Annotated in this window: 11 protein-coding genes; 9 read left to right on the top strand and 2 right to left on the bottom strand. The window is 70.1% G+C overall.

Annotation, left to right across the window (positions count from 1 at the left end; all coding sequences use genetic code 11):
• The first annotated feature begins 18 nt into the window (after positions 1 to 18).
• Complete coding sequence (locus ACZ6Z4_RS05445; protein WP_465558421.1) at positions 19 to 1776, top strand: UvrD-helicase domain-containing protein; 1758 nt, start codon at positions 19 to 21, stop codon at positions 1774 to 1776.
• Positions 1777 to 1803: 27 nt separating this feature from the next.
• On the opposite strand, the gene ACZ6Z4_RS05440 is transcribed toward ACZ6Z4_RS05445, so the two are convergent.
• Both ACZ6Z4_RS05440 and ACZ6Z4_RS05435 read right to left on the bottom strand, forming a co-directional pair.
• Entirely contained in the window at positions 1804 to 2244 is a 441-nt protein-coding gene (locus ACZ6Z4_RS05440; RefSeq protein ID WP_465558419.1) for a YdeI/OmpD-associated family protein, read from the bottom strand.
• A 4-nt stretch (positions 2245 to 2248) separates the two neighbouring features.
• Entirely contained in the window at positions 2249 to 4477 is a 2229-nt protein-coding gene (locus tag ACZ6Z4_RS05435; protein ID WP_465558417.1) for an MMPL family transporter, read from the bottom strand.
• A 196-nt stretch (positions 4478 to 4673) separates the two neighbouring features.
• Here ACZ6Z4_RS05435 and ACZ6Z4_RS05430 point away from each other — a divergent pair, with 196 nt between their 5' ends.
• Genes ACZ6Z4_RS05430 through ACZ6Z4_RS05395 form a run of 8 tightly spaced genes read left to right on the top strand, consistent with a single transcriptional unit; the run spans position 4674 to position 15282 of the window.
• Positions 4674 to 6056 carry an MFS transporter gene (locus tag ACZ6Z4_RS05430; RefSeq protein WP_465558415.1) on the top strand — a complete coding sequence of 461 codons (1383 nt, stop codon included), beginning with the start codon at positions 4674 to 4676 and terminating at the stop codon, positions 6054 to 6056.
• On the top strand, positions 6053 to 8131 hold the full coding sequence (locus ACZ6Z4_RS05425) for a molybdopterin oxidoreductase family protein (RefSeq protein WP_465558413.1): 2079 nt from the start codon (positions 6053 to 6055) through the stop codon (positions 8129 to 8131). Before ACZ6Z4_RS05430 ends, ACZ6Z4_RS05425 begins: the two co-directional genes overlap by 4 nt.
• The gene (gene nirB / locus ACZ6Z4_RS05420) at positions 8128 to 12009 is read left to right on the top strand and encodes a nitrite reductase large subunit NirB (protein WP_465558411.1); all 3882 of its coding nucleotides are present in this window, start codon (positions 8128 to 8130) and stop codon (positions 12007 to 12009) included. Before ACZ6Z4_RS05425 ends, nirB begins: the two co-directional genes overlap by 4 nt.
• The gene (gene nirD, locus ACZ6Z4_RS05415; RefSeq protein ID WP_465558409.1) at positions 12006 to 12542 is read left to right on the top strand and encodes a nitrite reductase small subunit NirD; all 537 of its coding nucleotides are present in this window, start codon (positions 12006 to 12008) and stop codon (positions 12540 to 12542) included. Before nirB ends, nirD begins: the two co-directional genes overlap by 4 nt.
• Positions 12539 to 13654 (top strand): uroporphyrinogen-III synthase, encoded by a 1116-nt coding sequence (locus ACZ6Z4_RS05410; RefSeq protein ID WP_465558407.1) that lies wholly within the window; start codon positions 12539 to 12541, stop codon positions 13652 to 13654. The genes nirD and ACZ6Z4_RS05410 overlap by 4 nt, the downstream gene beginning before the upstream one ends.
• Positions 13651 to 13872, top strand: coding sequence for a hypothetical protein (locus ACZ6Z4_RS05405; protein WP_465558405.1), 222 nt, complete (start codon positions 13651 to 13653; stop codon positions 13870 to 13872). Before ACZ6Z4_RS05410 ends, ACZ6Z4_RS05405 begins: the two co-directional genes overlap by 4 nt.
• A complete protein-coding gene (locus ACZ6Z4_RS05400) occupies positions 13869 to 14576 on the top strand; it encodes a sirohydrochlorin chelatase (RefSeq protein WP_465558403.1) in 708 nt (235 codons plus the stop codon). The genes ACZ6Z4_RS05405 and ACZ6Z4_RS05400 overlap by 4 nt, the downstream gene beginning before the upstream one ends.
• Positions 14539 to 15282, top strand: a complete 744-nt coding sequence (locus ACZ6Z4_RS05395; protein ID WP_465558401.1) for a DUF6891 domain-containing protein — start codon at positions 14539 to 14541, stop codon at positions 15280 to 15282. Before ACZ6Z4_RS05400 ends, ACZ6Z4_RS05395 begins: the two co-directional genes overlap by 38 nt.
• Positions 15283 to 15294 lie beyond the last annotated feature (12 nt).

Genomic DNA, 15294 nt, shown 5'->3' with positions numbered 1-15294 from the left:
ATGGTTGACGCTGGCTGGATGGCCGACTCAGTCAGTCCCGTGAACACCAATCACACGTCGGCGCCCATCGACGACACGAGTCAACGACTCTGGTTGCCCAGCCGGGGAATCACGCTGGAGCCGCTCGGACTGCGAGCGGTCACGACGCTGGAAAGAAACGTCGCTGTACTGGCCGGGCCTGGCGCAGGCAAGACCGAGCTCCTTGCACAGCGGGCCGACTTCCTGTTCACGACGGGCGCGTGCTCGTATCCAAGGCGGATCGTTGCGATCTCGTTCAAGGTCGACGCTGCCACCAACTTGCGCGAGCGCGTGACGGCGCGATGCACCCCGGCCAGCGCGTCCCGGTTTGACAGCTTCACCTTCCATGCCTTCGCTCGCCAGATCGTCGCGCGGCATCGACCTCACGTCGCCAATCGTGTTCCCCCGGACTTCCGGGTCGGGATCAACCGATCTGCGCGCGAGTTGCATTATGACGATCTTCTACCTCTCGCACTCGAAGTGGTGGCCAAGGACCCGTCCGCACGGCGAGTCGTCAGGCAGTCCTACGCGTTCGCGTTTTTCGACGAGTTCCAGGACTGTACAGCCGAGCAGTTCGAGCTTCTGTGCATGCTGTTCGCGGAAACGGACATCCGGACTACCGCGGTCGGCGACCCCAAGCAACGGATCATGGGGTTCGCCCGCGCGCTGGGCACAGCTCTCACCGACTACCGGCAGGCATTCGACGCAGAGGTATGCCCGATCTACCTGAACCACAGATCTCGGCTTCGACTGCGACGGGTTCAGAACGCACTTGTCCGGGTCATGGACGTTCGTGCAGCTGTGGTGGACAGCGAACTCCGGACGCCTGACTCGCTGCCTACCGGGCCCGACTTCGACGGCGAAGTCGGAGTGTGGAGATTTCCCGATGCTTCAGCCGAGGCGGCTGAGCTGGCACGATGGATCCAGCGCGACGTCTCCAGCGGGATCGAGCCACACCAGATCGCAGTGATCGTCTCCCGTACCCCGGGCGCGTACTGCGAGGAGCTTGTCGCTCTCCTGAGAGCGGCCGGCATTGCCTGTCGCGACGAACAGAAACATCAGGACGTGCTCGCGGAACCCGCCGGAGCTCTCATCCTCGACGTGACCCGTCTACTAGTCCTGAAGCATGCACCCGCAGAGTACGTCCGACTCACGGCGTTCATGACACGCAACTGTGTCGACGAGAAGCAAGCTGAACGGCGCCGCCGTCGATTGGATCGCTTTCTTGACGAGACTCGACACGCCCTCACAACTGGCAAGGTAGATCTCATGGTCCGCGCGCAGTTGGAATCGACCATCTACGACTTCCTGAAGGTTTGTGAGCGCCAGTACTTGTCGCGGCTGTCCACTGAGTATGCGGACAGCGAGGCACTGACGCTGGTCGCCAAGCAGGCCATCGATTCCGTGTTCGAGGCCATCGAGCAGACCACATCTCTTGAAGCCGCGATGGCACGGTTATCGCCTCTGGACGCCGTGCGGCTGCTGAGTGTCCACAAGTCCAAGGGGCTTGAGTTCGAGCATGTGTACTTCGTTGGTGTCGAGAACGAAACCTTCTTCAACCCGGTCGAAGAAGAGCGCCCCAACTTCTTTGTCGGCATCTCGCGGGCGCGATCGCGACTGGTCCTTACCGCCGCCGACTCTCGTGCCTTGCCGGCGGCTCCGACGAAGCGATGGAAGCTGCGTCGCACCGAACATCGCGAGTTCCTCGACTATGCGCGGAGTGAGTGCAACATTTGGCCTGCAGGACAGCAGCGCTGACTCGGCGAACCGATCCAGTCAGGTGTCCTATACAGTCGAAAGGCTCTCGAGAGCTTTCGCGATCCGCCGCGCGCGGGTCTCCGGCTTCTTGGCGTCCAGTACGGCGTTCACGTGCTCGCGTCGGTGCGAGTAGCTGAGCCGGTCGAAGGTCTCCCGGAGGCCGGCCTCGGCGAGGGCGGTGGCGAGGTCGGGTGGGACGTCGACGGTGCGTTCGGCGGTGTCGCGGGTGACGGTGACCGTGACGGTGTCGCCGGGGGACTTGCCGAGCGTCGTACGGATGCTCTTGAGGACGCCGAGCGCTTGGCAGCCGCCCATCGAGACGATCGAGCCCTGGTACGGGATGGTGTCGAAGGTCGCCTGGACGGGGATGCGGGCGCCGCCGCCGAGGGCGGTGAGTACCTCGGCGGGGATCTCGACGTACGCGCCGCCGCCTTCGGCGTCCTGGATCACTGCGTCGAAGGTCTCCATGGGCTCACACCTTCTCGGGCTTGGACAGCTTGCTGGGCCACCAGATGTGGCGGCCGATGTCGTGGGAGAGGGCGGGGACCAGGAGGGAGCGGACGACTGTCGTGTCGAGGAGGACGCCGAAGGCGACCATGAAGGCGATTTGGGCGAGGAAGAGGATCGGGAGGACGGCCAGGGCGGAGAAGGTGGCGGCGAGGACCACGCCGGCCGAGGTGATGACGCCGCCGGTGACGGCCAGGCCGACCAGGATGCCGGGTCTGGTGCCGTGCTCGATGGATTCCTCGCGGACCCGGGTCATCAGGAAGATCGAGTAGTCGATGCCCAGGGCGACCAGGAAGACGAAGGCGTAGAGCGGGATCGACGGGTCGGCGCCGGGGAAGTCGAAGACGTGGTTGAAGAACAGGGCGCTGACTCCGACGGTGGCGCCGAACGAGAGGACGTTGCAGACCACCAGGAGCAGGGCGGCCGCGACCGAGCGGAGCAGGAGCATCAGGACGACGAAGATGACCGCGAGGATGGTCGGGATGATCACTCGCAGGTCGCGCTTGCTGGAGTCGAGGACGTCCAGGTTGATCGCGGTGTTGCCGCCGACCAGGATCTCGGGGCTGACCGTGTCCAGCTCGGTGCGCAGGTGCTCGACGACCTTGGTGGCCTCGGGTGAGTCGGCGGCGACCTTCAGGGTGGCCTGGACCAGAACCTTGCCGTCGACAACCTTCGGCGGCATCCCCGGGGCGACCGAGGCCGACGCGGTGGCGACGCCGTCGACCTTCATCGCGGTCTGGACGACCTGCGCCGACTGGTCCAGCGGGGTGAGGATCTGCACCGGCGTACCGGCGCCGGCGTCGAAGTGCTTGGCCAGCTCTTCCTGACCGGTGACCGACTCGACCTTGTCCAGGAACAGCTCCTCCTGGGAGATGCCGGAGGCCTTGAACGTCGGCAGGAACGCACCGCAGATCAGCAGCGCCAGCGCGCTCAGCGCCCACACCTTGCGTGGGCTGCGGCCGACCAGGCCGGAGACGCGGCCCCAGAGTTTGCGGCCGCCGACCTGGTCGCGGGCGTGCACGTGGTCGACGCGCGGGATCGACGGCCAGAAGATCCGCCGGCCGAAGGCGAGCAGCAGCGCGGGCAGGAACGTCATCGCGGAGATCAGCGCGCCCGCGATGCCGATGGCACCGACCGGGCCGAGGCCCTTGGTGCTGCCGAGCTCGGACAGCAGCAGGCAGAGCAGGCCGAGGATGACAGTCGCGGCGCTGGCTGCGATCGGTTCGATCGAGGCCCGCCAAGCGACCTTCATCGCCTCGAACTTGTTGTCGAAGTCGTGCAGCTCCTCCTTGTAGCGGGAGACGAGCAGGAGTGAGTAGTCGGTGGCGGCGCCGACGACGAGGATGAACAGGATGCCCTGGCTCTGGCCGTTCAGCTCGATCACGTCGGCTTTGGCCAGCGGGTAGACGACGAGCGCGGCCAGGGCGAGGCCGAAGACCGCTGTCAGCAGTACGGCGATCGGCAGCACCGGGCTGCGGTAGACGATCAGCAGGATGATGAACACGACGGCCAGCGCGACGCCGAGCAGGATGCCGTCGATGCCGCCGAAGGCGACCACGAAGTCGGCGAACACGCCACCAGGGCCGGTCACGTAGACCTGCAGGCCGGTCGGGGTGAGCGAGTCCTTGATCTCGGCCCGCATCTTGTCGGCGACCGCGAACAGCACGGTCTCGCCTTCGGTGACGACCTCGTCGGCCTGGTCGCCGTTCAGTTCGACGGTGACGAGCAGCGCCTTCTTGTCCTCGGACGGGATCACCGTCTTGACCGGCGCGGCGAGGTACTCGCCGAGGGTCTTGCCGTTGCCGAGGTCGAGCTTGGGGATCTGGGCGAGGAACTCGTTGGTTTTCGCAACGTCTTCGGGGGTGATGCCGCTGTCGCGCTCGATCAGGACGAAGTACGGGAGTGCTTTGGAGTCGACGAACTTGGCCGACTGGTCGGCGACCAGCGTGGACTCGGCCCGCTTGGGCAGGAAGTTCGCGTTGTCGTTCTCCTGTACTTCGCTGAGGCGGCCGACGGTCGGGCCGCCGAGCGAGCCGACGAGCAGCCAGCCGATCAGTACGGCGGCGATCGCCGCGCGCCAGGCCCAGCGGCCGCCCTTGCGAGGCGCGGCGTGCTCGGCGTGGTGCTGCTCACCGCGATGTGCGCCGTGCCCGGCGCCCTGGCCGTTGTCCCCCGTGCTGTCCTGCTGGTTCACCCGTGATTCCCCTCATCGGTCCCGCGCCGGCTACCTGACGGGCACAGTACCCAGCCGCGGGGATCACATCTCTCACCCCCCACCGGCGCGTGTGCGGAGGCCGTTTCGGCGGCGTAACAACGAGATGACCGCTCGGAAACACCCCGGTCATAGCGTCCTGGCCTAATCAGTGGGGTCGAACGATCGGAGACGAACCATGACGCTCGAGGCAGGGCCGGACACGGTCGGCGCGGCAGAAGGAACGGGCGTGGTCGGGACCGTCGAGGCGCCGCGGCGGGGGCGCTGGATCGACGTCTGGGACCCGGAGGACGCCGCGTTCTGGGCCGCGAAGGGCCGCCGGGTCGCGCGGCGCAACCTGTGGCCGTCGATCTTCGCGGAGTTCCTCGGCTTCTCGGTGTGGCAGTTGTGGAGCATCGTCGTGGTGTCGCTGCCGGCCGCCGGGTTCGGCTACAGCACCGACCAGATGTTCTGGCTGGTCGCGCTGCCCAGTCTGGTCGGCGCGACGCTGCGGCTGCCGTACACGTTCGCCGTGCCGAAGTTCGGCGGGCGGAACTGGACGATCGTCTCGGCGTTGCTGCTGCTGATCCCGACCTGCGGTCTCGCGTACTTCGTGAGCAAACCGGACACGCCGTTCTGGGTCCTCGCGCTGGTCGCCGCCACAGCGGGCGCAGGCGGCGGCAACTTCGCCAGCTCGATGACCAACATCTCCTTCTTCTTCCCCGAGCGGGACAAGGGCTTCGCGCTCGGACTGAACGCCGCCGGCGGCAACCTCGGCGTCGCGGTCGTGCAGCTCGTCGTACCAGCGGTGATCGTGATCGGCGCGGGACTTTCGCTGGAGCGGGCCGGGCTGATCTGGCTGCCGCTGATCGTGCTCGCGGTGGTGCTGGGCTGGAAGGTGATGGACAACCTGTCCGCCGCGACGTCGTCGTTCCGGGCCTCGGTCGCGGCCGCGAAACGGCCGCACACCTGGGTGATCTCGTTCCTCTACATCGGGACGTTCGGCTCGTTCATCGGGTTCTCGGCGGCCTTCCCGCTGCTGATCAAGACAACGTTCCCCGAGGTCGCGGGCGTGCAGCTGGCCTTCCTCGGCGCGCTGGTCGGGTCGGTGTCGCGGCCGTTCGGCGGCAAGCTCGCCGACGTGGTCGGCGGCGCCCGGGTGACCGTGGCGGCGTTCGTGGTGATGGGCGCCGGCATCCTGTCCGCGGTCGTCGCGCTGAACGCCGGGAGCTTCGCCGGGTTCCTGGTCAGCTTCCTGGTGCTGTTCGTGGCCAGCGGCGCGGGCAACGGTTCGACGTACCGGATGATCCCGGCGGTGTTCCGTTCGACGACGCGGGACGTCGATGGGAGTGTCGACCTGGTCCGGGCCCGGCGCGAGGCGGCGGCGTGCATCGGGATCGCCTCCGCGGTCGGCGCGTACGGCGGGTTCCTGGTGCCGCGCGGATTCGCGATGTCGAGCGGAGCGTACGGCTCGCTGGTCCCGGCGCTGTACTGCTTCTGCGGCTTCTACGTCGTCTGCCTGCTGGTCACGTACGCGTGCTACCTGCGCAAGGGCGGACCGCTCAGCGGGGTGCGCGTGTGACGGCCACCCACTGCCCGTACTGCGCGCTGCAGTGCGCCATGACGCTGTCGCCGGCGCCGGTGACTGTCACGCCGCGGGCGTTTCCCACCAACCGTGGCGGGCTGTGCCGGAAGGGCTGGACCTCGGCCTCGGTTCTGACGACGCCGGACCGGCTGACGACGCCGCTGGTGCGGGTGGACGGCGTACTGGTCGAGACGAGCTGGGACCACGCGCTGGATGTCGTCGCCGAGCGGATCAGGGCGCTGCAGTCGGCGTACGGGAACGACTCGGTGGCGGTGTTCGGTGGTGGTGGGCTGACGAACGAGAAGGCGTACGCGCTGGGCAAGTTCGCGCGGGTTGCGCTGCGGACCGCGAACGTGGACTACAACGGGCGGTTCTGCATGTCGTCGGCGGCTGCCGCGACGAACCGGTCGCTCGGCGTGGACCGGGGCCTGCCGTTCCCGCTGACGGATCTGGGTGGTGCTGCGGCGATCCTGCTGGTGGGGAGCAACCTGGCCGACACAATGCCGCCGGCGGTGGCGCACCTGGAGGCTGCACGGGAGGCGGGTGGGCTGCTGGTGGTGGACCCGCGGCGGTCGGCTACTGCTCAGCTCGATGGCGCGCTGCATCTGCAGGCGACCCCTGGTACGGATCTGGCGCTGGTACTGGCGCTGACTCACGTCGTACTGCAGGAGGGGCTGGCGGATACGGCGTACCTGACTGAGCGGACCGACGACCCGGAGGGGCTCTACCGGTCGACAGCGGCTTGGTGGCCGGAGCGGGCCGAGCGGGTGACCGGCGTACCGGCTGGGGTGATTCGGCAGGCGGCGCGGGTGCTGGCTGCTGCTGCGCCCATGCACGGTGGCGCTGGGGCGTTCGTGCTGACCGGGCGTGGGGCTGAGCAGCACAGCAAGGGCACTGACACGGTCACGGCCTGCATCAACCTGGCGCTGGCGCTTGGCCTGCCTGGGCGGGTTGGTAGCGGCTACGGCTGCATCACCGGGCAGGGCAATGGGCAGGGCGGGCGGGAGCACGGGCAGAAGGCGGATCAGCTGCCGGGCTACCGGAGCATTGCTGATCCTGCTGCTCGGGAGCATGTGGCTGGGGTGTGGGGTGTCGAGCCCTCGTCGTTGCCGGGCGCTGGGAAGAGTGCTGTTGAGCTGATCAACGCGCTGGGGACTGCTGGCGGGCCGCGGGCGTTGCTGGTGCACGGGAGCAACCTGCTGGTGTCTGCTCCGCGGCTGGCGTCGGTGCGGGAGCGGCTGGCGTCGCTGGACCTGCTGGTCGTTGCCGACGTCGTACCGTCCGAGACGGCGTTGCTGGCGGACGTGGTGTTCCCGGTCACGCAGTGGGCCGAGGAGGACGGCACCATGACGTCGCTGGAGGGGCGGGTGCTGCGGCGGCGGGCTGCTGTTGAGGCGCCGGGTGACGTGCGGAGTGACCTGGCGGTGTTCGCTGGGTTGGCTGAGCGGTTGGGCTGCTCTGCTGCGTTTCCTGTGGAGCCTGAGGAGGTGTTCGAGGAGCTGCGGCTGGCCAGTGCTGGTGGAGTTGCGGACTACTCGGGGATCTCGTGGGAGCGGCTGGACGCCGGCGAGGCGTTGTACTGGCCGGTGCCTGATCAGGGGCACCCGGGGACGCCGCGCCTGTTCGGTGAGCGCTTCGGTACGCGGGACGGCCGCGCTCGTATCGTCGCCGTCGACCACCAACCGGTGGCGGACGACCTGCGCGGGGACGCACCGCTCTACCTGATCACCGGGCGGCTGCTGCAGCACTACCAGAGCGGGGCGCAGACGCGGCGGGTGCCGGAGTTGCTGGAGGCGGAGCCGGAGGTGTTCGCGGAGGTCCATCCGCGGGTGGCTGCTGCGCTGGGGGTCGTCGACGGCGGACTGCTGCGGTTGCGGACTGCGCGGGGATCGCTGGTGTGTCCGGCGCGGGTGACGCTCGACGTACGGCCGGACACGATCTTCGTGCCGTTCCACTTCCCCGGGGTGAACGAGCTGACCAACGACGCGCTCGACCCGGTGTCGCGGATGCCTGAGTTCAAGGCGTGTGCGGTGGAGGCGACTGCGGTCGGCCGGGCGGAGGTGTCGGCATGAGGGTGGTGATCGTCGGCGCTGGGATGGCGGGGACTCGGCTGGCTGAGCTGCTGGGGTCGCACGAGGTGACGCTGCTGGGGGACGAGCCGTACTACCAGCGGCATCGGTTGACCGAGTACGTCGCTGGGCGGGCTGAGCTGGTGACCGGTGGGGCGTACGCGGCTGCTGTGCGGGTGGACCGGGGTGCTCGGGTCGTGGTGGACAGCGCTGGTGCTGAGCACTCGTACGACCGGCTGGTGTTTGCGACCGGAGCTGCGGCGGTCGGTGGGTACGGGTTGCGGACGGCAACGGATGCCCGGCGGGTGGTCGAGGAGGCGGCTGGGGCCCGGCGGGCTGTGGTGCTGGGCGGTGGGGTGCTGGGGGTCGAGACGGCTTGTGCGCTGCGCGAGCGTGGTGCGGCGGTGACGCTGGTGCACGACGGCGAGACGTTGCTGGTGCCCGGTACGGCGGGGCGCTTGGTCACGCGGATGGTGCGGCGGCTGGGGATCGAGGTGGTGCTGCAGGCGCGGGTGCAGGCGACCGAGACGCGGGACGGGCGGTTCCGGGCGCTGCAGCTGGCGAGTGGGCAGGTGGTGTTCGGGGATCTGTTGGTGACCGCTTGCGGCGTGCAGCCGCGGGTGGAGCTGGCTGCGGCCGCTGGGTTGGCGATCGGGGCCGCGGGTGGAATTGCTGTTGATGCGTCGCTGATGACCGCGGATCCGGTGGTGCATGCGATCGGGGATTGCGCTGAGGTCGACGGGGTGGTGTCCGGGACCGTGGGGGCGGCCTGGGATCAGGCTCAGGTGCTGGCGGACGTGCTGGACGGGCGGCCGGCGCGGGAGTTGGCGCCGGAGGTATTGCGGCTGACCGCCGGCGGGCTGGACGTGCTGGTGCTCGGGGACGACAGCCGAGTGGCGGGCGGCGAGAGCGCGCCCGTCGTCGTACAGCTTGCGGATGACGGGCGGTACGTGCGGGCGGTGCTGGTCGACGGCGTCGTTCGGGCGGCGGTGGCGGTGAACGCGCCGGAGGTCGCGGCCGAGCTGGTGCTGCTGGCGGACCGGCGGACGGCCGTCGTCCCGGAGATGTTGCTGGAGGCAACGGAAGCGCCGCGGCGGAAGGCGCCGGTGTGCCGGTGCAACGGGGTGACGCGGGCCGTCATCGAGGCGGCGTGGAAGGACGGTGCCGACAGCGTCGACGGCATCGCGGCACGGACCAGAGCGACCACCGGGTGCGGCAGTTGCACCGGCGCGGTGGGTGAGCTTCTCGAGCGGCTTCGGCGCGGGGAGACCGCGGAGAGCCCGACCAGGAGGGTAACGATGAAAGAGCTCGAGCAGGCGAAACACCTGGTGGTCGTCGGTGGCGGCATGGTCGCGCACCGGCTGGTCGAGGCGCTGCGGTCGCGGGACAGCGGGGTCGAGTGGAAGGTCACTGTGCTCGCGGAGGAGCCGCGGCTGCCGTACGACCGGGTGGCGCTGACCAGCTATTTCTCCGGGCGGGATCCGCAGGATCTGAGTCTGGGCGAGGCGGAGCTGTGGGACGACCCTGCGGTGACGCTGCGGAAAGGCGTTGCTGTTGCTGCGCTCGATGTCGCGGGGAAGACCGTGCGGACGACGCGGGGTGAGGTGGTCGCGTACGACGAGCTGGTGCTGGCGACCGGGTCGAGTGCGTTCGTGCCGCCGGTGAAGAACAGTGATGCGCAGGGGTGCTTCGTCTACCGGACGATCGATGATGTGGCGGCGTTGCGGACGTACGTCGAGAGGTTGCGGACGGAACGCGAGCAGGTTCACGGTGTTGTCGTCGGTGGTGGTCTGCTCGGGCTCGAAGCAGCCGGAGCTCTGCGTGCGCTTGGTGCCTCTACAGAGGTTGTCGAGTTCGCTCCTCGGTTGATGCCTCTGCAGGTGGACGAAGGTGGCGGCGCCGCGCTCGCCCGGTTGATCCGCGGGCTGGATGTCGGGGTGCAGACCGCGACGCAGGTGACGCGGGTGAAGACCACCTCGCAGGGTTCCGCGCGGGCGATGGCTGTTGCCGACGGTCCGGACCTGCCGGCCGACGTGGTGGTGTTCGCGACCGGCGTACGGCCTCGGGACGAGCTGGCGCGGGCTGCTGGACTCGCGGTGGGAGAACGTGGTGGGGTCGTCGTCGACGACTCGTGCCGGACGTCGGTGCCGGGCGTCTGGGCGATCGGCGAGGTCGCGTGCATCGAGGGCCGGGTGTGGGGATTGGTTGCCCCCGGCTACGCGATGGCCGAGATCGTCGCCGACCGGCTGCTCGGGGGCGCGGCGACGTTCCCGGGCGCCGACTCCTCGACCAAGCTGAAGCTGCTCGGGGTCGACGTCGCGAGCTTCGGTGACGCGTTCGCGACCACTGAGGGCGCGCTCGACATCGTGTACGCCGACCCGGTCGCGGGCGTCTACAAGAAGCTCGTGCTGTCCGACGACGCGCGCACGCTGCTCGGCGGGATCCTGGTCGGCGACGCGTCGGCGTACGCCGCGCTGCGGCCGATGGTCGGCCGCGAGCTCGGCGCCGACCCGGCGTCGTACCTGCTGCCCGAAGGTGCGCAGCCGGTCAAGCTGGAGCTGCCCGACGACGCGCCGGTCTGCTCCTGCAACAACGTTGCCGCGGGCACCATTCGCTGCGCGGTCCGGGACGAGGGCTGCGGCGACCTGAAGGCGCTGTGCGCCCGGACGAAGGCCGGCACGAGCTGCGGGTCCTGCCTGCCGATCGTGAAGAACCTGCTGAACACCGAGCTCGCCGCGGCCGGTGTCGAGGTCGGCAAGGCGCTCTGCGAGCACTTCGCGCTGTCCCGCGCCGAGCTGTTCGACGTCGTCCGGGTGACCGGGCTGCGCACGTTCAGCGAGATCGTCGACCGGCACGGCAGCGGCCGCGGCTGCGACATCTGCAAACCCGTCGTCGCGTCGATCCTGGCCAGCCTCGACCCGGGCAGCCACGTGCTGGACGGCGAACGCGCGACGCTGCAGGACACCAACGACCACGTGATGGCCAACATCCAGAAGGACGGCACCTACTCGGTCGTCCCGCGGATCCCCGGCGGCGAGGTCACCCCCGAAGGGCTGATCGCGATCGGTGAGGTCGCCCGCGACTTCGGGCTCTACACCAAGATCACCGGCGGGCAGCGGGTCGACCTGTTCGGTGCTCGGATCGAGCAGCTGCCGGCGATCTGGGCCCGGCTCGTCGACGCCGGGTTCGAGTCCGGGCACGCCTACGGCAAGGCGCTGCGGACCGTGAAGTCGTGCGTCGGGTCGACCTGGTGCCGGTACGGCGTCCAGGACTCGGTCGGGATGGCGATCGCGCTGGAACTGCGCTACCGCGGGCTGCGGTCGCCGCACAAGCTCAAGCTCGGCGTCTCCGGGTGCGCGCGGGAGTGCGCGGAGGCGCGCGGCAAGGACGTGGGCGTCATCGCGACCGAGTCCGGCTGGAACCTGTACGTCGGCGGCAACGGGGGCATGACACCCCGGCACGCACAACTGCTCGCCTCCGATCTCACCGACGAACAGTTGCTGCAGGCCATCGACCGGTTCCTGATGTACTACATCCGGACCGGCGACCGGCTGCAACGCACGGCCGTCTGGATGCAGGAGATCGACGGCGGGCTGGAGCACGTGCGGTCCGTCGTACTGGAGGACAGTCTGGGGATCGCGGCCGATCTCGACGCGGCGATGGCCGCGCACGTCGACTCCTACGTCGACGAGTGGCGCGCGACGCTCGACGACCCGGCGAAGCTGGCCCGGTTCGTGTCGTTCGTGAATGCGCCGGACCAGCCGGACGCCGATCTGCGGTACGTGGTCGAACGCAGCCAGCCCCGGCCGGCGACGCCGGCCGAGCGAGGCAAACTGGAGCCGGTGCTGCTGGCCGGCCCCCGACTGGAGGTACGCCGATGATGATGGTCTGCTCGTACGACGAACTGCTGCCCGAACGCGGCGTCGCCGCGCTGCTGGACGGGCGCCAGATCGCGCTGTTCCGCACCCACACCGGCGAGGTGTTTGCCCTGGGCAACCAGGACCCGTTCAGCGGCGCCAACGTGCTGTCCCGCGGGATCGTCGGCAGCCGCGGCGACGTGCCGACGGTGGCGTCACCGATGTTCAAGCAGGTCTTCGACCTGCGGACGGGGGTGTGTCTGGACGACCCGGGGGTGGGGGTGACGGCGTACGCCGTGGAGGTGCGCGACGGGCTGGTGCTGGTGGGGGCGGCTGCGGCCGGGCTGGGCGAGGCCGGGATGGGCGGCGCCGCGCTGGCCGAGGCCGGGATGGGCGGCGCCGCGCTGGGTGAGGCCAGGCTGGGCGGGGTCGGGGCGGGTGAGCCCGGGCGGGATGGGGCCGGGCCGGACGGGCTGGGCGAGGCCGGGCTTGGTGCGGGGCCAACTGCTGGTGCGGCCGGGGCTGGTGCGGCGCCGGCTGCTGGTGGGGCTCGGTGAAGGCCAAGCCGGGGCCGCTCAGCGGGTGCACGGTGGCGGTGACCGCGCACCGGCGGGCCGACGACCTGATCGCGTCGTTCGAGCGGCGCGGGGCGAAGGTGCTGCACGCGCCGACGCTGCAGATCGTGCCGGCGCCCGACGACCAGGCGCTGATCGAGGCGACCCGGCGGGTGATCGCGAACCCGCCGGACGACGTCGTGGTGACGACCGCCGTGGGGTTCCGCGGCTGGGTCGAGGCGGCGGACACCGCCGGGCTCGCGGCCGATCTGCTCGGGACGCTGGAGCAGTCCCGGATCCTGGCGCGGGGGCCGAAGGCGCGCGGGGCGATCCGGGCCGCGGGGCTGGTGGAGCACTGGTCGGCGCGGTCGGAAACGACCGCCGAGGTGGTCGAGTGGCTGCGCGAGCAGGGCGTCGAGGGGCGCAAGATCGTCGTACAGCTGCATGGGCTGTCGGAGCCCGGGCTGCAGGACGAGCTGCGGCAGGCCGGGGCTTCGGTGCGGGGGTTGGAGGTGTACCGGTGGGGGCCGGCGCCGGATCCGGTGGCTGTCGAGCGGCTGATCGGGCAGATCGTCGGCGGGGGTGTGGATGCGATCGTCCACACCTCGGCGCCGGCTGCGCAGGCGCTGCTGGATGCGGCGGCCGAGCTGGGGCAGTACGACGCGTTGCTGCGGATGCTGCGGAGCGGGCGGGTGCTGAACGGGTGCGTCGGGCCGGTGACGGCGGCGCCGTTCGTGGCGCTCGGGTTGGAGCCGCTGGTGCCGGATCGGTATCGATTGGGGGCGTTGATCCGGAGCGTCACCGATCGGCTGACCGACGCGAACGCGCGGTCGATCGAGACGAGCTTCGGGCCGCTGGTGATTCGCGGTGGGGCCGCGGTGCTCGACGGCGTGGTGCTGCCGCTGGGGCCGGGGCCTCGGGCGGTGCTGTCGGCGCTGGTCGAAGCGGGTGGGGATGTGGTGTCGCGGCCGGATCTGCTGGCGGTGCTTCCGGGGGCGGAGGACGTGCACGCGGTGGAGGTGACGGTGAACCGGCTGCGGACTGCTGTTGGGCGGCCGGAGCTGGTGCGGACCGTCGTGCGGCGGGGGTATCGGTTGGCGGTGGGGCCGGCGTGAGCGACCTGGTGGCGGCGCACGGTACGGCGTACGGGATGAGCGATCCCGTGGCGGCGGCGCACGGTACGGCGTACGGGATGAGCGATCCCGTGGCGGCGGCGCACGGTACGGCGTACGGGGTGAGCGATCTGGTGCCGACGCCGAGCGGTACGGCGTACGGGATGAGCGATCTGGTGGCGGCGGCGAGCGGTACGGCGTACGGGCGGAGGCTCGGATGAGCGACCTGGTGGCGGCGGCGCACGGGACGGCGGATCGGCGCGGGATTCGGGTTGTGCACGACCTCGTGCGGGAGATCGCTGGGCAGCGGACGGGGGTGCCGGTGTCGTTGGGGTTCGTGGATGTGGATCATCCGGCGCTGTCCGGGGTGGTTGATCGGGTGGTGGGTGACGGGGCTCGGGCTGTGGTGGTGCCGTTGCTGCTGAGCTCGGGGTATCACGTGTGCCGGGATGTTGCGGGAGAGGTTGCGCGGTATCCGGGGGCGGTGGCGGCGGCTGGGGCGTTGGGGCCGGATGTGGTGCTGGCGGAGATCCTGGCTGATCGGGTGCGGGAGTTACCGGCGGCTGATCGGGTGGTGCTGGCGGCTGCGGGGTCTTCGGATCCGCGGGCGTTGGCGGATTGTTCGGTGGTCGCTGCGGAGCTTTCGTTGGTGCTGGGAGTGCCGGTGGAGGTGGGGTATGTGTCGGGGGCTGGGGAGCGGCTGGCCTCGGTGCTCGCGCGGGTGAGCGGGCGGGTGGCGGTGGCGACGTACTTGCTGGCACCTGGGTACTTCGCTGACCGGGTCGTGGCGATCGCTGGGCGGGCGAGTCGGCCGTTGGGGGCTGATCCGCGGCTGGCTGAGTTGGCATTGCGGCGGTACGACGAGGTGGAGGGCCTAGGCTTCGGACGTGGGGATCTTCGACAAGTTCAAGCGCCGGCCGGCTGAGGACGCGCCCGCGGACGCTGCGGCCGCGCCCGCGAACGCCGTGCCCGCGAACGCCGTGCCCGCGAACGCCCCCGCCGTGCCGCAGAGCGCGTCGGCCCAGCCCGCTGCCTCACCGGTCGACGGGCAGCAGGCGGTCGAGGACCTCCGCGAGCAGGTCGAGCTCTGGGTCCGTCCCGGCTTCCTCACCCGCGCCGAGGTGCTCGAGTACGCGCGCGAGTTCCGCGACGACGACGAGATGCCGGTCGACGACCAGCAGCTCGAAGCCCTCGTCGACAACGTCTGGAACAGCCGGCTCGCCGACGAGGCGAACTGGCCCTCCCACACCGACGCCGACCGCGTCGCCGCCGCCTTCGCCGAGCTCGACGCGAACGGCGTCGTCGCCCGGATGAACTTCACCTGCTGCCAGACCTGCGGCGTCACCGAGATCGACGACGAACGCCCCACCGACCGCCCCTCCAGCGGCTACGTCTTCTTCCACCAGCAGGACGCCGAGCGCCTGGCCGACGACCCTGCCCACCTGTTCCTCGCCTACGGCACCCTCGACCCCGAAAAGGGCCGCGTAGCCGAGCAGGACCAAGCCGTAGGCGAACAGATCCGCACGACTCTCCTGGCCCACCACCTCCCCGTCGAGTGGAACGGCTCCTCCACCCAACGCATCGCCATCGGCCCCCTCAACTGGCAACGCCGCCTGCCGCGAAGCTCGTGACCTGGCGGGTGG

It is taken from the genome of Kribbella sp. NPDC104740 (genome assembly GCF_055583505.1).
This window is presented reverse-complemented; position numbering and strand designations above follow the sequence as displayed.

Bases quoted from the DNA above. Each gene is read 5' to 3' on its own strand.
- ACZ6Z4_RS05440 (WP_465558419.1), bottom strand. From the start codon at position 2,244: ATGGAGACCTTCGACGCAGTGATCCAGGACGCCGAAGGCGGCGGCGCG.
- ACZ6Z4_RS05445 (WP_465558421.1), top strand. From the start codon at position 19: ATGGCCGACTCAGTCAGTCCCGTGAACACCAATCACACGTCGGCGCCC.
- ACZ6Z4_RS05430 (WP_465558415.1), top strand. From the start codon at position 4,674: ATGACGCTCGAGGCAGGGCCGGACACGGTCGGCGCGGCAGAAGGAACG.
- nirB (WP_465558411.1), top strand. From the start codon at position 8,128: ATGAGGGTGGTGATCGTCGGCGCTGGGATGGCGGGGACTCGGCTGGCT.
- ACZ6Z4_RS05400 (WP_465558403.1), top strand. From the start codon at position 13,869: ATGAGCGACCTGGTGGCGGCGGCGCACGGGACGGCGGATCGGCGCGGG.
- nirD (WP_465558409.1), top strand. From the start codon at position 12,006: ATGATGATGGTCTGCTCGTACGACGAACTGCTGCCCGAACGCGGCGTC.